The sequence below is a fragment of the Bacillus sp. FJAT-28004 genome (assembly GCF_001280845.1).
In the GTDB taxonomy this organism is placed as follows: Bacteria; Bacillota; Bacilli; order Paenibacillales; family Paenibacillaceae; genus Pristimantibacillus.
In genome coordinates this window covers 3,024,984-3,046,974 of the sequence record NZ_LGHP01000001.1, presented here as the reverse complement: position 1 = coordinate 3,046,974, position 21,991 = coordinate 3,024,984, and the positions used below count along the sequence as shown (strand labels likewise).

The following is a 21,991-nucleotide window of genomic DNA, read 5'->3' as shown; positions in this document are numbered from 1 at the left end:
TGATAGATAGCTTCCAAAGACAAAAGCCCAAAAAAAAACCTCCTAACGTTAGTCGTTTGGAGGTTTTTAGTCTAAATTAAGTTGTACCCGGGAATCTTCATTCCCATCATTCTATCATTAGAATTTCACGAATATCTTTTTCCGATAGAGAGGACAATGCCTCCTGCCCAGGCTGGATGACCTCGTCGATCAGATTTTTTTTCTTTTGCTGAAGCTCATACATTTTATCCTCGACCGTCCCTTGCGTTACGAGGCGGATAACCTGTACGACGTTTTTCTGCCCAATGCGATGCGCGCGATCAGCTGCTTGCTGCTCGACAGCGGGATTCCACCAAAGATCATAGAGAATAACGGTGTCGGCACCCGTCAGGTTTAGTCCAGTGCCTCCGGCTTTTAATGAGAGCAGGAAGAGGTCACGCTCGCCATCATTGAATCGATTACAGAGCTCGACGCGTTCAGAGGCTTTCGTTTGTCCGTCCAAATAAAAATGAGTGATGCCTCGGTAACCCAGCTCCCGTCCGATTAGTCCGAGCATTTCGGTAAATTGCGAGAAGATGAGCAGTCGCTTGCCTGCGGCCTGGCATTCATCGATAATTTCGAGAAGCTGCTCGAATTTGGCGGAGCTTCCCCGGTAGTCTTCTACGAATAAGGCAGGATGGCAGCAGAGCTGACGAAGCCGTGTTATTCCAGCTAAAATTCGAATTCGGTTTTTTTGGAAGCTTTCCTCGTTCAAATGTTTCACCGTCTCCTGTTGCAGCTTAGCAAGGAAACCTACATACAGCTGTTTCTGCTCAGGCAGCAGCTCCGATGCTTGAATCGATTCGATTTTGTCAGGCAGCTCCTTCAGTACATCACTCTTCAGCCTGCGCAGTAGAAACGGACGAACCCGCTTGGCGACAGCTTCCCGCGAAAGCTCATTGAAAGCTTGTTTGCTAGGAAATAACGCAGGGAACACGGCTCCAAAAATGGACCATAACTCCTCTAATGAGTTTTCAACGGGCGTACCTGTCAAAGCGAAACGATAACTGGCATCAACAGCTTTGACAGCTTGAGCGGTTTGAGTCGTATGATTTTTGAAATATTGGGCCTCATCCAAAATAAGTGTATGGAAGCTTTGCTTCAAATACTCCGCAATATCTCTTCGCAGCAGCGGATAGGAAGTAATAATCACATCTACGGGTGCATCCCCTGTCAGCACGCCGCTGCGTTCTGACTTGCTGCCGTCAGCAATAACGACGCGAACTTCGGGGGCAAATTTCTTCAGCTCATTCAGCCAATTGTATACGAGTGAAGCAGGAGCAACGATTAATGCCGGCTGCTCTCGCCTCCGAATCTCTGGAAGCACCGATACGATAAACGCAATTCCTTGCACCGTTTTGCCAAGTCCCATATCATCGGCAAGAATACCCCCGAAATGGTAATGAGCAAGAGTTTTCATCCATTGATAGCCGTACTGCTGATAATCCCGGAGCACCGGCACGAGTTTGTCAGGTAAAGGGAAATCCAAATTGTCAGGGTTTCGCATGTTTTCTAATAACCGGCGGAATGATTTGCCGAGCCTTACCGCATTCCCATTCTCATGCGAGCCAATGAGATGCAGGCCGCGGGCTGTAGGTATGCGGAATTCAGATCCCTGAACATCGCTTTGGCGTAGGCCGACATCATTTAAGAAATGTATGATTTCTTGAAACTCCGCGCCATCCAGCGGTAATAAAGAGCCGTTTGGCAAACGATGATATTTGCGCTGTACTTCAAGCGACTTTAACAGGTTACGAATTTCTGATTCAGGAATGCCGTCCATATCGAATTTGAATTCCAGCCAATCGGTACGCTCATCTACATTAATGGTTACCTTTGGCGCTGCATGCTTCGTCACAATTCGCACCTTAACGGCGGAGGTAGCATACACGGTTAGCAGCTTCTCAAGCTGCGGGATGACGTTGTGGAGAAATTCGAATTCCGAATCCTCGTCCTCCATGAAATAACCGCCTTCGGTTTTGGCAAAAGGAACCAGATCCATCAGCTCAAGAATGAGCCGCTCCTGTTCTCCGTCTCGCATGAGAATGCGATCGGAACCGCGTGATTTCTCGCTTCCCTCTAACGGGTTAATAATGATGTCGCCATATTGGAACTCAAGTCCAGCGACCAGTCGATCTCTTACGCGATCCAAGAAAAGCTTCGCTTTAAGCTGCGTTTGCAGAACGCGGTCGGATATCGACTCTGCAATGCCAACGCTGCCCAGCTTCATTAACCCCGGTATCACCCTTTCCATAAAAGGCTCCATTTGCTCAGGTGCAATATGAATTTTTGGCTTGCGAGAGGTGTCGAGCAGCAGCTTCATCTCCATGAGTTGTTTGCAAGAATCCGGCTTCAGTCGTAACAGTTTCCCATTTGCAATGACCAGCTCATAATCCTCCATAATGACGATCTGATCGAGTCCTTGAATATCTAATTGATAGCCCTCGCTTGTCGCTTGATCAAACGCAAAATGCAGCGGGATCGCTTCGTCGCTCAGACCAATACCATCAAACGTAAGATTGTTATAAAGGAGCTGTGCTGTTGGCGCAGCCGTTAGCAGAGGAAGCGTCTTATCCCAAGAGGAGGGAGGCACGAGCAGCATACGGTCACCGCTTGCCGGAGCCTCTCTTAGAAATGAGCGGGTCAGTGATTCACGAAATATCTTTTCATTTCGATAGATATGAATAAGCCTTGCAAGTAGCGCATCGTTCTCTTGCTGAAAGCTATGAAGGGCTGGATCATATGTAAAATGTTTCGAGAAGACATAAGGCTCCCGCCGATCGACCTTATCAAGAAAATCTCGTATTTGCTGCACGATATATAAACGTTTTGGACCGACCTTGAGCTCTATGCCGAACATATGCTTTCGGTAGCCGTAGGGGAAAAGCTTGCAAGTAATCTCCACTTCAAGAGGAGTACGCATGTCCAAAAGCGACCGACTGCGGCTTGTGCGCAGCGGACGGTTGCTGAATAAGCCTAACATGCCGTTAGCAAGGCGAGTATCTGCCTTTTCTAACCCTGCATGCTTCGCATACCGATTTTGGAGATGTGCTGTACCCACCTCGTTATCCAAGTCATCGTCATCGAAAGGTCTATCCTCAGGATGAAGGAGTGAGGGGTAAATACGGGCAGGTGTATCTTGCTCACTCCGCAAATGATGAATTTGCAGCAAAACAGCAGCCACATGCTGGCAATATTTATCATAGGTGCTAAAAGCAAGACAGGAGCATTCCGCTTCGACGTCTCCGTCCAGGTCAATATTGATCGTGACCTCATAGCGCTTGTTTCCCAGTACGATGGCAGTAAAGCTGCTTGCCTTCGGGCCTTGGTCCGCAAGCGTTACTTTACCATCTTTATAGTAGGCTTCCCCACGTTCATAGAAGGTATCGCCGCATAGTAGCTTAATGACTCGATGGGACAACTGTTTGCTCATGATATGGTTCCTTTCCGCTAGTGGAACGCCTGTTCCGATATATAAGTTAATTCTTATCATATCAGAATATGTACAACAGGTCACAATTCAAAATGTTGGCATTGAAGTTTCTGCAATAGAAGCTTCACATGAAGCAGGGTTCGAGCAAATTTTGATTATGAAGTGTTCCGGTCAGCCCATACTGAAATGGAATGAGAACAACGGTATAATGTATGGATAGAAGCTAATTTTAATCATGGGAAAAGGAGCTGGACATTATGGATTACCGTCGTCTTGGCAATAGCGGTCTCAAAGTATCCGCGCTCGGCTTAGGCACCAACGCCTTTGGCAAACGCGCGGATTATGAGGCTTCTAAACAAATCATTCATTGCGCGATAGACAATGGGATCAACTTTATCGATACAGCTAATATTTATGCAGCAACCGAGTCCGAAAAAATAATTGGTCAGGTGTTGGAAGGGCAGCGCCAAAACGTCGTCTTAGCTACAAAAGCAGGGTTGGTCCGAGGAGCAGGCGTAAATGAGCGAGGCTCGTCCAGATATCATTTGCAGACAGAGCTGGAAAACAGCTTGAAACGTCTGAAAACCGACTATATCGATCTTTATCAAATTCATACTTTCGATCCTGAAACACCACTTGAGGAAACGCTGCGAACGCTAGAGGATATGGTGCGCTCTGGAAAGGTGCGTTACATCGGTGCTTCCAATTACTTTGCGTGGGAGCTGATGAAGGCGCTTGGGATCAGTGATCGACTGGGAATAAACCGCTTCGTGTCCACTCAAGTTAGCTACTCCTTAGCGGATCGAACGCCGGAAAATGAGCTAGTCCCGATGTGTCTAGACCAAGGTGTGGGCATCATCCCGTATTTCCCGTTGGCGGGCGGGATTTTGTCAGGGAAATACAGCATAGCGCAGCGAGCACCAAAGGGTTCTCGCGCTCAGACAGACCCGAATTTCCAGAGATTTATCGATAATAAAACCATTGCACTGGGCGAAAATGTAGCCAAGCTAGCAGCTCAATTGGACTGCACGCCAAGCGTATTATCGCTCTCATGGCTTATGCATCAGCCTGTCGTATCTACGGTGATCGTGGGTGCGACAAAAGTAGAGCAGCTCAAAGAGAACATGAAGAGTGCATCGTTGCAGCTAACCGCAGATACAGAAGAGGAGCTGCAGAAGATTAGCCGCCCGTTCCGATATGGAGAACCTTTTGCGTGGTATCGCTTGCCGTAGAGACGGATTCAACGGGTACCCATATACTGGACACTTTGAAAAAAGGTGCACAGCGTATGGGTGCTTTTTTGTATACCATCCTTTTTATTGTAATTGATTCCGCTCTAAGTCATCTACGTAGTCCTTGGCATCTTTGAGGCTGACACCGCTTTTTTTTCTAAACTCTTTGAAGGCTTGAATTCTCTTTCCTGAAGCAACCAGCATGCGTAATCTATCATCGATATTTCAGGAATGTTTTGATAATGAGAATGATTATTAATATAATAAGAGAGGTGAAAATTGTAAATAGACATGGAAGGTGAACATGATGACGTTACAGGAACATATACCATTATGGAATCATGCTGCTATAAGGGTGCTTGATGTTCGTCGGTCTATTTTGCGATCGAGTGAGAGCCTGCAAGGGTTCCGATTGCCAGCCAGTGCCTTCCTATTCGCTGCTGCTGGTGATGCAAAAATTCTCATCGACGGAATGGAGCATGTGGTGAATCGTTTTTATGTGTGCCATGCCGGAAAAGGCGCTACGATTGACATTGTGCAAGTTGATGAAAAACTCGATTATTATTTTATTTTTTACAAAGCAGTTCTCGTTTTACCAGCTCGTAAAGAACTGTTAAATGAATATAGAGACAATAATCCTTTTCAAATGCAATATGGTTTTGCCCCTGCATATCCGCTAGGTCTCCTAACGAGAATCGAGCAAATGTATTCGCACTGGATGCTCGATATTCAATTGGAAAGATTTCATGTGAGAGCGTTGTTTCACCAATTGGTTTACGATCTTATGAAGCAGCTCCATGCCACTGAGGGTACTGCTAAGGCTCAGCCGGATTACGTCAGCCAAACGATTCGCTTCATGGAGGAACGTTATGCTGAGACCATTAGTCTTCAAGAATTGGCGAGTACCCTTCATTGCAACGAGAGAAAGCTACAGCGATTATTTAAAGCGCAGCTTCGGATTGGGCCATTGGAGTATCTCATTCAGGTTCGGATGGATCATGCGCAAACTATGCTATTGAATACGAATATGCCGCTTAAAGCCATTGCAGAATCAGTAGGTTATGGTGATAGTTATTATTTTAGCCGAGCCTTTAAGAAGCATTTTGGCGTTTCTCCTCTTTACTTCAGAAAGTACCGTCGGATAAGTTCATCCTCTATGTCGCAAAATTCCATTGTCGCAGATAACGCTCTCTCGTATGATAGTGATTGTGATAATCATTATCAACAATTAGACGGGGGAGTTATACGGATGAATAGGAGTAAGAGGTCGGTTTTAGCGGTTAGCTTGATGCTCAGTTTAATTTTATTGTTGAGTGCATGTTCGGCAGGCAATAGCACGGGAAACAATACGGGAGGGGCTAGTCCAACTGGAGCTGAATCCAATGTAGCTTCTACAAACACAAACGTATCGCAAACAGCGCAGCAGGCGTATCCTGTTGTTATTAAACATATGAAGGGCGAAACAACGCTGGAGCAGCGCCCACTTAAAATTGCGGTGCTTGATACAAAATTTGTGGATCAATTGGTAACTTTAGAAGAGCAGCCAGCAGGCAGCGTAAAAGCTGCGGCAGATAAAACAGACTTCCCGGCTTATTTAATGGATAAGCTGAAGGATGTTAAATTGCTTGGTACAAGGGATGAGCCCAATCTTGAAGCTATTATGGCCATGGAGCCCGATTTAATTATTTGTACTGAATTCCAAGAAGAAGTGTATGAGAGCTTGTCCAAAATTGCTCCAACGATCATGCTTGATTTTAATGAGGATTGGCGTGTCACGTTAGATAATTTTGGAAAAATTGTCGGGAAATCTGAAGAAGCGAAGGCTGTCTTGGAAGCCTATAACGTGAAAACAGCGAAGCTGAAGGTAGAACTGAAGGCTAAGCTCGGAGATCAGACTGTTGCATTAATGCGTCCACGTGATGAGGGGATACGTATACATACGCCAATCCACCGTACAGGAGCTATTTTATACAATGATTTAGGCTTGAATGCCCCAGAGTCAGTCTTGAAGGAAAAGGATACGGCTTATGAAATTGCATTAGAAGCTTTCCCGGAAGTTGGCGCTAATCATTATTTCCTCGTAAAAGATGATATGTTCAAGGCGGCAGTGGACGAAATCCAGAAGACGGAAACGTGGAAAAATGTTGAAGCTGTGAAGAACAATCAAGTCTATGATGTTGATTCAAACATATGGATTGCCTATTATGGCCCGATTGCCATCAATATGATTGTCGACCGGGTAGCTGAAATTTTCCTTGGTAAGGCATAACATGTCAGCAAAGCTTTCAAAGTCTGAGTGGGGTAATTTAAAAAGCAGATATCACTTCTCTTATGAAAATAATACTCACTCCGCTGATCGCTTCATTTATTCAAGAAATTTATTGAATAAGGAGCTATGCGAAACCTATCTGGATTCGCTAGCGAGCGAAATAGGTTCGCCATCAAGAAGAGTAACAGCGTCGATGCTGGCGAAGCGATATGCTTTTCTAGTGGTTGCTCCTGTTCTGTATGCGATGACGGTATACGACAAGAATCTGCTCTTGAAGTTGGACAATTGCCGCTTGGTTTCACCCAGCGACAGCGAGTTCAATGTGACTAAATCCAAGTTTCCTAATCTGAGCTTTGAAGAACCAAGCGTTACGGAACCGGTAGCTGGGAAGCGGAAAGAGTGGCGGGATCATGTATTACGACAACTTTTTGCAGAGCATATTTCCCCATTATTTCATGCTTTATCTCTGTTTGGTGGAATTCCTCTAGTGATCTTATGGGAGAATGTGATGGTTCGAATGGCTCCGATTTATGAAGACGGACTGGAGGAAGAAACGAATCCGGCAATCTTACAACGACTTCATGAAGATTTCACGTTTATTACGCAGACTGCACCTGGGAGCATATTTGGAGAACGCCGAAATCCGTTTACTAAGTTTATGAGCAAAACGAATATAGGCACTATGAGCGAGCTGCCCGATATTCGCCAAACCTGCTGCTTCTATTATGAGATGTCTTCGGCTGAATATTGCAGAGCTTGTCCGAAACCTCTCGAATGCCATAAATAGCTGGACGATTGCTCATTTTATTAAATCGTTCTTATATATAAGGCTTTTGAAAAATAATTCGATTCCACATATGCCATTTGACGGCCGATGTCATAGAGCTTAAGCTCGGGATATTTTAGCAGCTTACAATCTTTAATCATCCGAACTTTTGTCAAATAGGCAAGAAAGGTTTCGCCTGTTACAGCTATGAACATTTAATCGAAGTAATGGCAGTTAAATGGACCTCTTCGGCGACGTCCGCTAGGGAAATGGATTGTCCCAATATGGGGTTGCTTCCACAACAAATAGCAGGAGCTTTTCCTGCTATTGTCATTTTAACTGGGAAAGTCCCCGTTAATTTTTAGCTGTGCGCTCATCTGACTTAATTAGCTGGAACTTCTCCATGTAATTTTGCTGCTAAGCGCCTTTTTAGCGATTATGTGTTGAATTAGCAGGATTAAATCCTGTTAATTGCTATTTTGGGTTGCTTCCACGTCAAATAGCAGGAGCTTTTCCTGCTATTGTTATTTTAGCTGGAAAAGCACCCGTTAATTTTTAGTTGTGCGCTCATCTGACTTAATTAGCTGGAAATTCTCCATGTAATTTTGCTGCTAGGCGGCTTTTTAGCGATTTTGTGTTGAATTAGCAGGATTAAATCCTGTTAATTGCTAGTTTGAGTTGATTCCACCACAAATAGCAGGAGCTTTTCCTGCTATTGTTATTTTAGCTGGGAAAGCTCCCGTTAATTTTTAGCTGTGCGCTCATCTGACTCAATGAACTGGAAGTGCCATGCTGAGCATTTTTCAGACGTAATATTAAAATAAGCTCGTTTTACTCTTTAGTGTGTTGATGGATTTTCAGTTTATCTCATGTGCCGTTCGACTAGTGCTGCTAATTAAATACGTATTATGTAAGCCCGACCTGCTGCTCGCTCCATGCCCAAAGCTTGGCCGCCAGCTCAGGATTGCCCGCTTTGCTTGCTGTTTGAACGATCTTGCTGTCGATAAAATATTGGCCGGTCTGATTTGCCGCCTCATCGCTTGCCGCCAAATAAATAGCTGTCTTTGCCCCTTCAAGCGGTGTTCTGAAAAAAGGCCTGAGCAGCTTATGCACCGTTTTTCCGAAGCCGTTCTTGCGATCTACGCCAATATTGGTTGCTACAGCCCCCGGATGAACGCTGTTAACCGTTACTCTAGTGCCTGCGAGACGTCTCGCCAGCTCATTCGTGAATAAAATATTCGCCAGCTTCGATTGCGAATAACCTTTTACGACATTATAGCCCTTCGTCAAGTTCGGATCGTCAAAATGAATCCTTCCAGCCTTATGCGCACCAGACGATACATTGACAATTCTCCCTTGCGGGGCACTTTTAATAAGGTCAAGAAGCTCGTTAGTCAGCAAAAAATGACCCAAATGGTTGATCCCTATTTGCGACTCAAACCCATCCGATGTCATCTCTCGCTTCAAAGAGACAACACCTGCATTATTGATCAGCACATCAAGCTGACTATATTTCTGCTTAAATGCAGCTGTGAAGTTGCGAATGCTGGCAAACGAGCCTAAATCGCAGGTCATGAGGTCAATATGGTTGCTTCCGCTTTGGTTGCGTGCTTGTTCAATTGCCTGCTCGCCTCGCTCCTTGCTGCGGCATATCATCACCACATGCGCGCCTTGCTTCGCAAGCTCTACCGTTGTCGCAAGCCCCATGCCGGAATTAGCGCCAGTTACGGCTACGACCTTTCCTGTCATATTCCTCATCCAAGCCACCTCCGAATATTCCTTATTTACAGCTTACCATGTGCAAGAAAGGTATGCCGTACAAATTCAATAAACGATCTGACATGGGGAGACAGCTGATCCTCATTGCGGTACGCCAAACAAATATGCCTGCGGTTTACATACTGAGGCAGATCGCGCATAACCAGCTCGCCGGCATCGATTTCTCGAATGACGCTTCGGCGCGGCAGAATGCCCACACCCATATTGCATTTTAAAGCTTCCTTGATCGTTTCGATCGCACCCAGTTCCATGACGCTTTCCCACTGCAAGCCAGCCCCGCTTGCCCATTCATCCGACAAGGTGCGCGAGGTTGAGCCGATTTCATGCAGCAGGAACGTTTCATGCCTAAGCTCCTCGACTTCTACTTGCGTTTGGCTCGCTAACGGATGCTCCGGCGCAAGCAGCAGCTTCAGCTCATCGGCGACTAACGGCTGTATAATAAGCCCTTCTTCCAGCGATTCGCCAAGAGAGACGATGCCTACGTCGATCTCATAGCTGCGCAGCATCGCAAGCACGGAAGCTGCTTGCTTCACGGTCAGCATGAGGCTCACACTCGGATATAGCTTGCGGTAGGCGGCAAAGTGCGGCGGCATCACATAGGTTGCGGGCGTGTAGCTTGCTCCCAGCCGCAGGCGCCCTTCTCCCTGCTCGCGACGCTCCAACATGGCAAGTCTAGCTTCTTCCATAAGGAAAACAATTCGCTTCGCATAGGGCAGCAGCTCCAAAGCCGCTTCGCTTGGCTGAAGGCTGCGCGAGTGCTTGCGAAACAGCTCCACGCCTAGCTCCTCCTCAAGCCTTTTGAGATGAAAGCTGATCGTCGGCTGCTTAAGCCCCAGCTTATCTGCAGCTTCCGCGAGTGTTCGACCGCTGCATACCTCCATAAACACATGCAGCTGCTGTACGTTCATCCCTTACTCACTCCCTAGCTTTTTGCCTATTAATATAGATTAAATCTATATGTATATCAATATCTATCGATTATATTTCATAATATCTCGACAATACGTTAACAATCATCTGACAAACCGTTGCTAAAGTTAGGAGGTAAGCAAAACAGATAGTGGAGGGAAATCGATACGATGAAAACGAATGGAAAACGCTGGCTTGGAACCGTTTTGCTAGCTGGATTGATGACACTTACCGCTGCATGCGGCAACGGAAATGCAGGGAATACGAATAACGGGGCAGCAGCAAATGCCGGAAATACACAAACGACGGCTCCTACCGAGGAAGCGCAAGCGACAGAAACAGCTAGGGCGGAGGATGAAGGAACGCTTACGGTTTACTTAAATGATTTTGACAGCATGATCGTTCCATTGTTTGAGGAAGCTACTGGCTACAAGCTGGAGGTTGTCGTAGGCAACGGAGCAGAAATTATGTCCCGCGTTGAAGCAGAGAAAGGCAATCCGCACTGGGATGTCATTTGGCTGGATGCTATGCCTTCCATTTATGGACTAGGCGCAAGCGGTCAACTGCTCGAAGGCTGGTCGCCGGATAACGTCGCCAATCTGACTGACTTTGCCAAATCTTTTGTGCCTGAGAAGCAATGGTATGTTCCTACAGGCGCACATGCTGCGGGAGTTATTGTGTACAACAAGGACAAAGTGAAGGCGGAGGATGCGCCTAAATCATGGGAAGAGTTCTCCGATGCGAAGTATAAGAACATGATCGGTATGGCTGATCCAGCGATCGCAGCTCCTGCTTATCCTTTCGTTTCTTGGTTTTTTAATGAAAAGACAATCGATGGCGGACAAACGTTTTTCAGCTCGCTGATGGACAACGGGCTTCGCGTATATCCCAAAAATCCAAACGTTGTCAAAGCGCTCGCCTCAGGTGAAATCTCCATCGCAGCGCTGCAAGAGAGCAATGCCTATGCGATGAAAAACGATAATGAGCCCATTGAAATCATCTGGCCAGCAGAAGGCGCTCCTGCTTCCGTTCGGGTAGCTGCCATTCAGAAGGATACCAAAAATCCGAATGCGGCTAAGGCATTTATCGAATTTTTGCTCGATCCAAAAACACAGCAAGCCTTAATCGATCAAGGCGACGAGAGCTATTTCCAACCTTCAGTGAACGGCGTAAATGCAAAGCAAGATCGCGCAGCCGATGCGAAGCTCGTTGCAGCCGACGCTTCCTGGGCATCTGAGAATGAAGCAGCTATCAAGCAATGGTTCGCTGATCAGTCGGTTAAGTAAACAATGCAAACCTTTATGAAGGATCGGTTAGGATGGTTTGTCAGTATCATCTTATTCATTCTCGTCTTATATCCCTTGGCGGCAGTCATTATTCAGGTGCTGCTGCCTGGGGTTTTCTTCGGCAATTGGCAACTCGGGGATCTTGCGCTGCTGCTCGAAATATTCAAGCGTCCCTTATGGCAAAAATCGCTCGAAAATTCCGTCGTGCTCGGACTTGGAACTACGGTGCTCGCTACGCTTCTCGGCGGCGTACTGGCAACGATACGCGCAAACTGGTCATTTCCAACAGCCAAGCTGCTGGATGCCTCGGTTTGGCTGCTCATTATTACGCCTTCGTTTATTTTAGCGCAGGGCTGGGTGCTATTTGCTGCCGGAGGCGGTATCGCCGTTAACCTGCTTGGCTGGCACTGGGTTACAAGCGCTGTTTTCCAGCCTGCGGGGCTCATTTTTATTATGACTTTAAGCAAATTTCCATTCGCCTATTTGAGCGTTCATGCAGCAATGGAGTGGAAGGTTGATCAGCTGTCGCACGCAGCTCGCCTATCCGGAGCATCTGGTTTCACGGTATGGCGTACGATCCAAGCGCCTCTGCTCATGCCTGCCGTTTGGGCTGGCGCTGCGCTTGTCTTTATGGATACAATCGGCGATTTCGGGCTTCCCGCATCGATTGCCGCCGTCTATCGTTTTCCGACACTGCCTTACTCCATTTACTCAGCAATCTATACGTCGCCCATTCGATTTGATATGGCAGGTGTCCTATCCTTTTATCTCGTATTGTTAATCGGCATTGCGATGTTTGTCCAATTTTATGCGATGCGCCGCTCACGCTTTGATTTCTTATCAGCGCGGGCGCAGCGGTCTGTACCGAAGCCGGCTGGCAAGTTTGCTGTGCTTCTTACAACATTAAACTTGTTATTTCTTGCCGTAGTCATCGGCATTCCGATAGGCGCAAACGTACTGATGTCCGTATTTAAAACCCAGTCAGGCGGTTTGAAGGTAACTAATCTCACCTTTGATCATTACCGCGAATTATTTCATAGCTCAAGCACGCTGCTGAAAGGTTTGTCCCATTCCTTACTGATCGCCGGCGTCGCCGCACTGCTCGGTTTATTATTCGGGCTCTGCGTCGCCTATGTTCTAACCTATTCGCAGTTCAAATTCAAACGGACGATTGAAGTGTTCTCGGTCGTCACGCTTGCCGTTCCCGGCGTCGTGCTGGGCATCGGGTATATTTTCGTCTGGAATCAAAAATGGCTTGAATCGATCGGCTTGCTCCTGTACGGAACGCCTTGGATTCTCGTACTTGCCGCAATCGCCGGCGCCATTCCCGTCATTACGAGATTGATGGTAGGCGCAATGGCCAAAGTGCCGCTTAGCCTGCTTACTGCCGCGCAGCTGCAAGGCGATACGCTCGGAAGCCGGGTCCGCTTCATTCTTGTCCCTTTAGTACGCGGCGCCTTGCTCTCTGCGGGTCTCGCGGCATTTGGGTCCAGCGTGTTTGACTTAGCGGTTAATTCGATCTTGTTCCCGCCGAACTTCCTCACGCTGCCCGTTACAATTAACAAGGCATTCGAGGATTTGGATTTTGGGTATGCTTCAGCGGCAACCGTCGTTGGATCAGCCATCGTTATTATGATCATTTTGGCGATTGAGCTCATGCTCCGCCGCAAGGAGGCAAATACATGACATCGACAGCGATTCAGCAAAGGCATCACCTCACAGATGAGCTTAAGCCCGTTGCTCCAGCAGCTCCAAAACCGCTGCTTGCAGCAGTAGGTTTAATCAAAAGCTACGAATCGTTTCAAGCGCTTAAAGGAATTTCTTTCGACATGCGCGAAGGCGAGATTATTAGTGTACTTGGACCGTCAGGCTGCGGTAAATCGACGCTGCTCCAGCTCGTAGCCGGCTTATTGAAGCCAGACGGCGGCCAGCTTACGCTGGGCAATGAGATCATCGCCTCCTCGTCCGTCATGATGCCCCCCGAGAAGCGCGGGGTTAACATGGTTTTTCAAGACTATGCGCTGTGGCCGCATATGAATGTCTTCGATAACATCGCTTATGGGCTGCACAGAAGCAAGATGGCTAGGGCGGACATTCAGCAGCGCGTTCAGGAGCTGCTGACTATGCTCCATCTTGAAGGGTTTGAGCGCAGGCTGCCGCCGCAGCTCTCCGGCGGCCAGCAGCAGCGGGTTGCTATTGCGAGGGCGCTTGCTACTAGGCCAAAGCTGATGCTGCTCGATGAGCCGCTCTCCAACCTCGATATGCGGCTGCGCGTAGAAATGCGCACCGAGATGGCGTATTTATTCCGCCGATTAGGCATGAGCGTCTTCCATGTTACGCATGACCCGGAGGAAGCCTTCGCTATGGCCGATCGGCTGCTTATTTTGCGCAACGGGCAAATTGATCAAATGGGCACGCCGCAGCAATGCTTCACGCGTCCGGCCAGCCGCTGGGCGGCTTCCTTGCTTGGAGCGATTAACGGCTTGCGCGGCGAGGTCATAAACGGAGACAGCGGCAGCGCTGTTCGAATCGGCTCATCGTTAATCCACGGCTTGCTCGCTCCAGAGCAGCAAAACCTCAGTGACCATTCGCAAGCTATCGTCATGTTCCGTCCTGAGGAAGCTGAGGTCATCGAGCGAAGAGATGCCGCAGCTGAGCTTTCATTAGCTTCGCCACAGGAGCGGATAGACAATACGATTCAGCTTCAAGTGCTTCACTGCACCTTCGAGGGCAATCGCTGGCGCGCAGTCGCACAAACGAGCTGCGGCCAGAAGGTATACCTGGTACTCGCTGTCCCGTTAGAGGCTGGCGAGCATGTAACGATAAAGCTTGCCATTCGCTCTGCTTTCATTTACCCGAATGAGGAAGAAAGGTAGTCGATTCATTTGCTTAATCCAACAAAAACAGACTCACGTCTTTTAGCTATTGCAGATATACACGGTTATCAAGAAGAACTTATGCTTTTGCTTAAAGAAGCAGCTTATAACCCGCACCATGATCGGCTTATTTTGCTGGGCGACTACATCGATGCCGATAGACCCGCAACATGGGGCACGCTTGATACGGTTCACCAGCTTATTACCGAAGGTGCACGGGCATTGCTCGGAAATCAGGAGCTGCGGCTTCTCGCATCCGCTAAGTCTAGCAGAGCGCTTCACCCGGAAACGAAGGAATGGCTGCGCGAGCTTCCATTATATCTGGTAGACGGCCAGTATTTATTTGTCCATGCAGGCATACGGCCAGGCGTCCCCCTGCACGAGCAAAAAACGAAGGATCTAACGGAAATTCGTGACGAGTTTATTTATGCGCCGTTATCGGGGGCGGACGAAGCTCAGTCATACACCATTATTTTTGGCCATACGCCAACCTTTAAGCTGGACGCTTCTTCCCCCGGAGCCATATGGCAAGGAAATCGGCGTTTCGCCATTGATACTGGAGCCAAGCACGGCTGTCGCTTAACGCTGCTTGATGTCAGCAGCCAATTAAGCTATTCGTGCTCGACCGCGCCAGAGAGCGGCTGCGGCGATTTCAGATTGGAGAAGCTAAAAACCCCCATCTAACATAAAAAAAGCGCTGCCCGTTTAAGCATTAATGGGTTATGCGCTTTTTTCATTTTTCTTCTTAGATAGAGCTGTTTACATTATTATTTCGTTCAAAAGCAACGATCCAATCCCCTTGGACTGCCGCATATCCTGTGTCGCCCTCTACAACTAAACCGTACAAGTTTTTGACGTCTACATACTCTTTACGAACGCCATTATCGAATTCAAGCGTAATGTAATAATACGTACGGGATGAGTTGCTGGTATGCAGTGCCCCATCGTGGTTATGGTGATTCGTATGATGGCGAACGTCCATACGCTTTGCTACAACGCGGGCGTAAGTTGTTTCTTTCGGAGCACTCGAATTTTTGAAATATTTAATAACGCTAAAAATAATACCGCCGATAACGAGCGCGAAGACGATGACTATAAATATAGGAACAATCGTAAACATGATTCCGAAGCCGCCGCCTGGGGGGCCGAATCCAAATCCATTCAAAGACCATCACATCCAATCTTTTCTTTTCATGCCATTAATTTTACTATTTATACGCTTTTTCAGCTAGTCTGATGTGTAATAGAAGCTAAACAGCGTATTGATTAGAGACGAGAAGAGTAAAGAGGTCTGGCAGTAAAAAAGGAGAGAGGAGTGGTGACGCCGGAGTATGTTGGAGCTTGAAGGGATTTACGAGTAGGTTTGCGCAAAATAGAGCGGCTGGACGCTGCGCACGCCGGAAAGTTGTATAGCCGCTCCGCTTGATCATTTTCATTTCGACAACAATTTGGCCTCATTCATGCTTGATTAACGGAAAGCAATCAATGACCTCATACATAGGGGACTCGTTCATATGGGTAAGCATGAGCACAAACTGATCGATTTCAAAGCTGAACGATGAGGCGATAGACGTCGCAGCTTCAATTGGCATTTTGTTAGCGCCAGCGAAACCTTTGGCAAGAGTAATATGCGGCGAGTAGGGACGATCTTCTGGAACGAAACCAACTGAACTCGTTGCCTTAACAACCTCTTTGTGAAGAGCAGACAGTCCCTCTAGGTCTCCGCTAACAGCGCCCCAAAGAACGCGTGGAGCAGCGGGCGGGCCAAACGTTCCGATTCCGCTCCAAGTCAATGAATTCACATTTGCCTTCACTTTTTTTAGAGCAGTTACTAGCTCTTCGCGCTGGATAGCGGATGTGTCGCCTAGAAACTGAAGCGTAATATGGTAATCACTTGGATGTGTCCATTTACGGAAAGGCAGCCCGGTTTTGTGATCAGCGGCCCAGCTTTCAAGCTCCTTGGAAACAGATTGTGATATTGGTATTGCAACGAACAAGCGCATCTTATTTTCCCTCCTATTCACAGTATGCAGCCATAGTAGTCGAACCATTCATGCTGCAAGTTTGGTTCGGCTTCTTTGCTAGTTCAGATTTCAGCTTGTTTGCTTAAGTAAACCAAATATCGCGGAAGCGTACCCAGCCTAGCGATTCCAAAGCTATGCCTCGCACGGAAGGATGGAATGCGGTTTTCAAATGTTTTCGGTATAGGAAAAACAGGCTGTGCCTTTCTTTGAGATGAGCCTCAATATCCATGAATATGGCTTCTCGACGTGACGGGTCCGGCTCACCCAATATCAACTGGATGCTGCGCTCCAGCATATCATGAACCTCGGGAAGCGCATGCTGCTGCATGCTTTTGTACAAATCGATCAGTCTAAGCTCGCGATGCTCGTCCAGCATAACAGCGAAAAGCAGTAGATCGGCGGACATCCGTGCTGATCCTTTAAATTGCTCGGCAGGGATGAGATTAATTTGCAGCGGAATGCCTGATTTTGCACATACCTGCTGAATGATCTCGGCATCGGCTGCATACTGCGGAATCGTGGCTAGCACCAGTGATTCGCCTTGATAGCCGGAATTGGCAAGTTCTCGCTTGATTACGCTCCAATCAATGGGAGCTGCATGCTGCGAATGATCATTCTGGTTCAGCCAGAAGCTGTTAACTCCCTCGATAACATCGCCAGACAGCAGCTGCAAAAGCTCTGTTCGCTCGATAGCAAGGTCAATTGCCGCACGAATAGCAGGGTTTGCAAGCAAGCCATGCTTCTGTTCATTAACCGTGATGAATTTACAGGTCATGCCGGACTGTCTGACCTGCTGCCATCGTTCAGCTGCCATATCGGTTAGTCTCGCGTTGTGCATGATCTGGAACGATTGCAGCTCTGCATGGTTTTCGCGTGTTGCCTCCTCGGCAACAGTCCACACTTCTACGCGATCGAGGAAAGCTCTCCCTTGAAAATACGCGGCGAAAGCTTCCAATATCCAGACGCCTTGGTCATTTCCAGTGAATCGAAACGGTCCTGTGCCGATCGGCTTTATGCCGAATTGCTCACCAGCTGCCGAACATGCATCTTGCGGCACGATAGAAGCCCGATTAGTCGTCAAAAAGGCGAGAAAAGCTTCGTTGCGCTCGGATAATTGAATGCGTATGGTCGTGTCGTCCGGCGTGTCCATTGAGATAATATTGGTGTAGACCCAGCTGTACAGCCCTTGCGGAGCCAGTCTTTTAAGCCGTTCCAGTGAGTATTTGACGTCAGATGAATCCAGCTCCCGACCATGATGAAACAGAACGCCCTTGCGCAAATAAAAAGTCCAGCGCGTACGCGAGTCATCTACCTCCCATGCATGTGCAAGCTGCGGCAAAATCTGCTCTCCCTTCGGATCGATGCGAACGAGCCCGTCAAATATTTGATTAACGAGATGAGACTCGCCCGTATAATGAATGGCTGCCGGATCTAGTGAATAGATGGTCTGCGGAAGCGGGAAGCGCAAAATATCAGTACGCCGCTTGCCCTGCACCTCTGAATGAAATCCGAATTGACCTGAGAGCCATTCCTGAAATTGATCGCGCAGCAAAGGTGCTTCTTCGATTTGCTGAAGAAGCTCAAGCGCAGAATGCAAATCTTGCTTTTGCATCATTTCTTGCGCTTCCTCCAGTGCGACTTGTTCCTTGCTGACGAGGAAGGAGAGCGCTGAACGATTGCCTCGTCCCCTCTTTGGCTCCCACACCAGCCACTCCTCTTGCTGCATTCGCTTCAATAAAAGTACCATATTCCGATGTGTGCAATCGAGCAAATTTGCAAGCTCCTGTGTAGTAACCTCAAAGGGAATATTCTCTTGAATACTCGGATATGAGCGCCTAAGCGCGATATAATGCCTTCGAATTTTCATGCAAAATGCTCCTATCTCGAAAATATGAAATTTTCCAATTATAACTTACACTTTTTGTTCTTGTTTTCTAGGTTACAATAAAAGGAGTAAATTGACAAATCGAGTACAAAGATGGAGTGAATGTAAATGAGAGATCCGGCGCCATGGCAAAAAAGGTATGAAAAAATGCTAATCCTTGCCCTTTTGTTCGGTCTAGTCAGTCAATATTTGTTCGTGGGAGCAACTGCAGGCATTTCGGTTATCGTGTTCATCTCTAGCTTTTATGGCTTGTTTTTTTATTCCATAAAGGGGAGAATGGGCGGCTTTGAGAAATGGCGGGGGCAAGCACGATCGGGCTGGCTGCTGCTCATTCCAATCTTTTTACTAATGCTAACTTATGCGCTATATGATAATCATCTGTTCCGTCAGCTGAATATGTTCGCGTTGTTTGCTTTGATCATTTCTCAGACTGTGCTTATGACGAGCAGCAGTGTGAAGCCTTGGTACCGAGGCATTTTTTATACAGAGCTTTTATTTCTGGCATTAATAAAGCCGTTTGCGTTTATAGGCGTACCGTTTAATCTGGTTAATGATCGCTTGAGGGGGAGAGAGAAAGGTGCGAACTCGGCGAGAAGCAAGCTTGGCAAAATATCGTTAGGTCTGCTCCTCTCCGCACCAATCCTTATTGTCGTTATTTCGTTGCTTGCGTCAGCGGATGAAATTTTCCTATCTTGGCTGCTTGAAATTCCGGGCGTCATGGATCGTTTCTCTTTAGGTGAGAGCATCTGGCGCATAATCGTAGCAGCCATTTTCGCCTTTTATGCTTTTTGCTACATATGGGGCTTGCTCTTTCATAAAGCAACGGATACAACAAACGACTCACTCACAGCTACACCAAATGCTGCGGCTCAGCCAAACGGACGTATCGAAGTTGATCCTATAACAGCTGGGACGCTGCTGATTAGCATCAACCTCGTTTATGTACTGTTTGTCGTCATTCAGTTCTCCTATTTATTCGGAGCAGCGAACGGGCTGCTGCCAGAGGGAGCGGCGTATGCCGAATACGCACGTAGAGGATTTGCGGAATTAATTATGGTTGCGCTCATTAACGTTTGCTTGCTTATGTGTGGCTTGCATCTCATTCGGCGCACAAGTGCAGCAGCGGAGTGGATTCGCAAGCTGTCGCTTACCGTCCTGATAGGCTGTACGATCATTATGCTTATTTCAGCTTACAGTAGACTCTCCTTATATGAGGAGGCTTACGGCTTCACGCAGACAAGATTATTAGTCCATGGGTTTATGCTGTATCTAGGTATTCTGCTCGCCATTGCGATGTTCCGGATATGGAAAGAGCATTTCTCAATGGGCAAGGCCTATATATATGTGTCCATTATTGCATTCGTTGTGATGAACTATGTCAATCTGGATGCACGCATTGCTGCGAACAATGGTGATCGATACGAACGCACAGGAAAGATTGACATTGCTTATCTCGGTACGCTATCCACAGATGCGGCGCCGGCGCTGCTGAAGATGCAAGCGAAGCATCCGCAGTTGAAGGGGCTAAACGAAATAATTGATAGACTTCAGGATAAGGCTCATAAGCATAACAAGTGGCAGTCTTGGAATTTATCGAAGCAACGGGCTAAATAATTGGAGAAAGAGAGGGTCGTTTATATGATGAAAATATCCCTTTTTGATCGTAGTATTCGACTGATACTCTCACTTGCCTTATTTCCGCTGTTGATCGCACAGTACTTAGTTACGGTTTATGAGCAGAAGAAGCATAAACCAACAGGCTGGCACGCCGACATTGGCTCACGCAAGCTGCATGTAACCGTCACAGGTCACGGTTCTCCGACGATTATATTAGAAGCTGGAATGGGCGGGTGCTCTCTAGACTGGGCGCTCGTTGCTCCGGCGCTTTCGGAGAAAGCGAATGTGATCGCTTATGACCGCGCAGGGTTTGGCTGGAGTGAGGCAGTGCTCGACCTGCCTACTTGCAGCGCTTATGTTGATGATTTACGGTCGCTGCTCAGAACGCTTGGTGCAGCTCCGCCTTATTTGCTAGTTGGCCATTCTTATGGCGGGATGATTATGAGGCTGTTTGCCTCTCGATTTCCTGAGGAAGTATGCGGCCTTGTGCTTGTTGATGCCACGCACGAGAGCCGTTATCTGCCTGAGCAAACAACCGCTGGTCGGCAAAAACAACTGTCTAGCCACCGTTCCCAATATAGACTTGGCTATATGTTAGCGCCGCTTGGCATACCAAGGTTGATGAAGCAGCATATCGGCTCCAAGCGTTTGCCAGAGCAGTGGCTGGCATCTGTACGTGCATTAGGCTATAAAGCGAGTGCTTATAGGGCTGTATATGCCGAGCTGCTTAGCACGACAGAAAGCGGCCTGCAATTAAAAGCTGCCCAGCCGCTTAAACAGGATCTGCCTGTCATCGTATTGAGTGCAGGCAAGCAGAATGAGGAATGGCAGCAGGGTCAGCGGAAGCTGGCATATTTGACCAACCGCACGAATCAGATTATAGTCGAAGATAGCTGGCATTCTATTCATATTCATAGGCCGGATGCTGTTATTCATGCCGTTAATAGTCTATTAGATAAAATAGATTCGTCCAGTCATCGATAATAAGTAAGGAGTTTTGTATTTATGCGCATAACCAAAAAACGTTTGTTGTGGATGATACCGTTAGCCATTCTTATAGTGGTTGCTTTTCTTTATTATGAGAACAATGCTATCGGAATAACGAAATATGAGCTTAGCTCGGCCAAGCTTCCCGAGGGAGTCGACTCTTATCGTATCGTTCATTTAACGGATCTTCACAGCAAGTCCTTCGGCAAGGAGCAGAGCACAATTACGAGCAAGGTGAAAAAACTGAAGCCGGATCTCATTGTGATGACAGGCGACTTGGTTGATAGTAGAAGATACAATGCGGATATTAGTCTCACCTTGATGCGCAAGATGACTGAGCTTGCTCCCGTCTACTATGTTACTGGAAATCATGAATATGGTTCGAGGTTTCCTGCATTAGTGAAGGGGCTGAAAGAACTAGGCGTTCATGTGATGCGCAACAAAAGCGAGATGATAAAGCTGGGTAATGGCGAGATTCGAATCGCTGGCGTGGATGATCCGGTTTTTAATCAACAGGCAGACGGGGACGTCGCGAAGCTGAATGAACATATTGCGGCGGCTATGCAAGCAACCGAACAAGGGAATAGCTCCGACACGCTTACTATCCTTTTATCTCATCGCCCGGAGCTTTTTTCGGTATACACTCAAAATAAAATTGATTTGACCTTCTCCGGCCATGCTCATGGCGGACAGGTGAGATTGCCTTTTTTGGGTGGACTAGTTGCACCAGGGCAAGGTTTTTTGCCAAAGTATGACGGAGGCAAATATGTGGAAGGCGGAACAACGATGATTGTCAGTCGAGGACTGGGCAACAGCATCATTCCGCAAAGGCTGTTTAATCGTCCAGAGGTTGTGCTTGTTGAGCTTACACGTCAGTAGTACAGTCAGAGCGTTAGTATTACTATAGATG

16 protein-coding genes are annotated in these 21,991 nt (G+C 47.4%); 10 read left to right on the top strand and 6 right to left on the bottom strand.

The genetic code is table 11. The annotated features are described in order from the left end of the window. Positions 1–106: 106 nt before the first annotated feature. Positions 107–3,451: a DEAD/DEAH box helicase gene (locus AC787_RS13230; protein ID WP_054025211.1), complete on the bottom strand. Its 3,345-nt coding sequence runs from the start codon at positions 3,449–3,451 to the stop codon at positions 107–109. Positions 3,452–3,708: 257 nt separating this feature from the next. On the opposite strand from AC787_RS13230, the gene AC787_RS13220 reads away from it, so the two are divergent. From AC787_RS13220 to AC787_RS13210, 3 genes are all read left to right on the top strand, one after another. Then, the gene (locus tag AC787_RS13220) at positions 3,709–4,683 is read left to right on the top strand and encodes an aldo/keto reductase (protein WP_054025209.1); all 975 of its coding nucleotides are present in this window, start codon (positions 3,709–3,711) and stop codon (positions 4,681–4,683) included. Between the two features lie 304 nt (positions 4,684–4,987). Continuing rightward, positions 4,988–6,952, top strand: coding sequence for an AraC family transcriptional regulator (locus AC787_RS13215; protein WP_235560975.1), 1,965 nt, complete (start codon positions 4,988–4,990; stop codon positions 6,950–6,952). 1 nt (position 6,953) lies between these two features. Then, positions 6,954–7,739 carry an IucA/IucC family C-terminal-domain containing protein gene (locus AC787_RS13210; RefSeq protein WP_054025207.1) on the top strand — a complete coding sequence of 262 codons (786 nt, stop codon included), beginning with the start codon at positions 6,954–6,956 and terminating at the stop codon, positions 7,737–7,739. 885 nt (positions 7,740–8,624) lie between these two features. On the opposite strand, the gene AC787_RS13205 is transcribed toward AC787_RS13210, so the two are convergent. Then, positions 8,625–9,467 (bottom strand): SDR family oxidoreductase, encoded by an 843-nt coding sequence (locus AC787_RS13205; protein ID WP_054027052.1) that lies wholly within the window; start codon positions 9,465–9,467, stop codon positions 8,625–8,627. A 35-nt stretch (positions 9,468–9,502) separates the two neighbouring features. Beyond that, positions 9,503–10,405, bottom strand: coding sequence for a LysR family transcriptional regulator (locus AC787_RS13200; protein ID WP_054025206.1), 903 nt, complete (start codon positions 10,403–10,405; stop codon positions 9,503–9,505). A gap of 171 nt (positions 10,406–10,576) precedes the next feature. Between AC787_RS13200 and AC787_RS13195 the strand changes: the two genes are divergently transcribed. Genes AC787_RS13195 through AC787_RS13180 form a run of 4 tightly spaced genes read left to right on the top strand, consistent with a single transcriptional unit; the run spans position 10,577 to position 15,252 of the window. After that, positions 10,577–11,692 carry an extracellular solute-binding protein gene (locus AC787_RS13195; RefSeq protein ID WP_054025205.1) on the top strand — a complete coding sequence of 372 codons (1,116 nt, stop codon included), beginning with the start codon at positions 10,577–10,579 and terminating at the stop codon, positions 11,690–11,692. Between the two features lie 3 nt (positions 11,693–11,695). Further along, positions 11,696–13,378 carry an ABC transporter permease gene (locus AC787_RS13190; protein WP_054025204.1) on the top strand — a complete coding sequence of 561 codons (1,683 nt, stop codon included), beginning with the start codon at positions 11,696–11,698 and terminating at the stop codon, positions 13,376–13,378. Continuing rightward, entirely contained in the window at positions 13,375–14,568 is a 1,194-nt protein-coding gene (locus AC787_RS13185) for an ABC transporter ATP-binding protein (RefSeq protein ID WP_082360744.1), read from the top strand. Before AC787_RS13190 ends, AC787_RS13185 begins: the two co-directional genes overlap by 4 nt. Before the next feature lie 9 nt (positions 14,569–14,577). After that, positions 14,578–15,252, top strand: a complete 675-nt coding sequence (locus AC787_RS13180) for a metallophosphoesterase (protein WP_054025203.1) — start codon at positions 14,578–14,580, stop codon at positions 15,250–15,252. A 61-nt stretch (positions 15,253–15,313) separates the two neighbouring features. Here AC787_RS13180 and AC787_RS13175 read toward each other — a convergent pair whose 3' ends face one another. The 3 genes from AC787_RS13175 to AC787_RS13165 all read right to left on the bottom strand — a co-directional run bounded on the left by AC787_RS13175 (position 15,314) and on the right by AC787_RS13165 (position 18,459). Beyond that, positions 15,314–15,688, bottom strand: coding sequence for a DUF2500 domain-containing protein (locus tag AC787_RS13175; protein ID WP_054027050.1), 375 nt, complete (start codon positions 15,686–15,688; stop codon positions 15,314–15,316). A gap of 334 nt (positions 15,689–16,022) precedes the next feature. Further along, a complete protein-coding gene (gene thpR / locus AC787_RS13170; RefSeq protein WP_054025202.1) occupies positions 16,023–16,571 on the bottom strand; it encodes an RNA 2',3'-cyclic phosphodiesterase in 549 nt (182 codons plus the stop codon). Positions 16,572–16,674: 103 nt separating this feature from the next. After that, on the bottom strand, positions 16,675–18,459 hold the full coding sequence (locus AC787_RS13165) for an ABC transporter substrate-binding protein (protein ID WP_054025201.1): 1,785 nt from the start codon (positions 18,457–18,459) through the stop codon (positions 16,675–16,677). A 126-nt stretch (positions 18,460–18,585) separates the two neighbouring features. On the opposite strand from AC787_RS13165, the gene AC787_RS13160 reads away from it, so the two are divergent. Genes AC787_RS13160 through AC787_RS13150 form a run of 3 tightly spaced genes read left to right on the top strand, consistent with a single transcriptional unit; the run spans position 18,586 to position 21,960 of the window. Next, on the top strand, positions 18,586–20,091 hold the full coding sequence (locus AC787_RS13160) for a DUF4153 domain-containing protein (protein WP_054025200.1): 1,506 nt from the start codon (positions 18,586–18,588) through the stop codon (positions 20,089–20,091). A gap of 24 nt (positions 20,092–20,115) precedes the next feature. After that, positions 20,116–21,078, top strand: coding sequence for an alpha/beta hydrolase (locus AC787_RS13155; protein WP_235560974.1), 963 nt, complete (start codon positions 20,116–20,118; stop codon positions 21,076–21,078). A gap of 21 nt (positions 21,079–21,099) precedes the next feature. Next, positions 21,100–21,960, top strand: a complete 861-nt coding sequence (locus AC787_RS13150; protein ID WP_054025199.1) for a metallophosphoesterase — start codon at positions 21,100–21,102, stop codon at positions 21,958–21,960. Positions 21,961–21,991 lie beyond the last annotated feature (31 nt).

Bases quoted from the DNA above. Each gene is read 5' to 3' on its own strand.
- AC787_RS13210 (WP_054025207.1), top strand. From the start codon at position 6,954: ATGTCAGCAAAGCTTTCAAAGTCTGAGTGGGGTAATTTAAAAAGCAGA.
- AC787_RS13195 (WP_054025205.1), top strand. From the start codon at position 10,577: ATGAAAACGAATGGAAAACGCTGGCTTGGAACCGTTTTGCTAGCTGGA.
- AC787_RS13230 (WP_054025211.1), bottom strand. From the start codon at position 3,451: ATGAGCAAACAGTTGTCCCATCGAGTCATTAAGCTACTATGCGGCGAT.
- AC787_RS13160 (WP_054025200.1), top strand. From the start codon at position 18,586: ATGAGAGATCCGGCGCCATGGCAAAAAAGGTATGAAAAAATGCTAATC.
- AC787_RS13165 (WP_054025201.1), bottom strand. From the start codon at position 18,459: ATGAAAATTCGAAGGCATTATATCGCGCTTAGGCGCTCATATCCGAGT.
- AC787_RS13175 (WP_054027050.1), bottom strand. From the start codon at position 15,688: ATGTTTACGATTGTTCCTATATTTATAGTCATCGTCTTCGCGCTCGTT.
- AC787_RS13185 (WP_082360744.1), top strand. From the start codon at position 13,375: ATGACATCGACAGCGATTCAGCAAAGGCATCACCTCACAGATGAGCTT.
- AC787_RS13150 (WP_054025199.1), top strand. From the start codon at position 21,100: ATGCGCATAACCAAAAAACGTTTGTTGTGGATGATACCGTTAGCCATT.
- AC787_RS13215 (WP_235560975.1), top strand. From the start codon at position 4,988: ATGATGACGTTACAGGAACATATACCATTATGGAATCATGCTGCTATA.
- AC787_RS13200 (WP_054025206.1), bottom strand. From the start codon at position 10,405: ATGAACGTACAGCAGCTGCATGTGTTTATGGAGGTATGCAGCGGTCGA.
- AC787_RS13190 (WP_054025204.1), top strand. From the start codon at position 11,696: ATGCAAACCTTTATGAAGGATCGGTTAGGATGGTTTGTCAGTATCATC.
- AC787_RS13220 (WP_054025209.1), top strand. From the start codon at position 3,709: ATGGATTACCGTCGTCTTGGCAATAGCGGTCTCAAAGTATCCGCGCTC.
- AC787_RS13205 (WP_054027052.1), bottom strand. From the start codon at position 9,467: ATGACAGGAAAGGTCGTAGCCGTAACTGGCGCTAATTCCGGCATGGGG.
- AC787_RS13155 (WP_235560974.1), top strand. From the start codon at position 20,116: ATGATGAAAATATCCCTTTTTGATCGTAGTATTCGACTGATACTCTCA.
- thpR (WP_054025202.1), bottom strand. From the start codon at position 16,571: ATGCGCTTGTTCGTTGCAATACCAATATCACAATCTGTTTCCAAGGAG.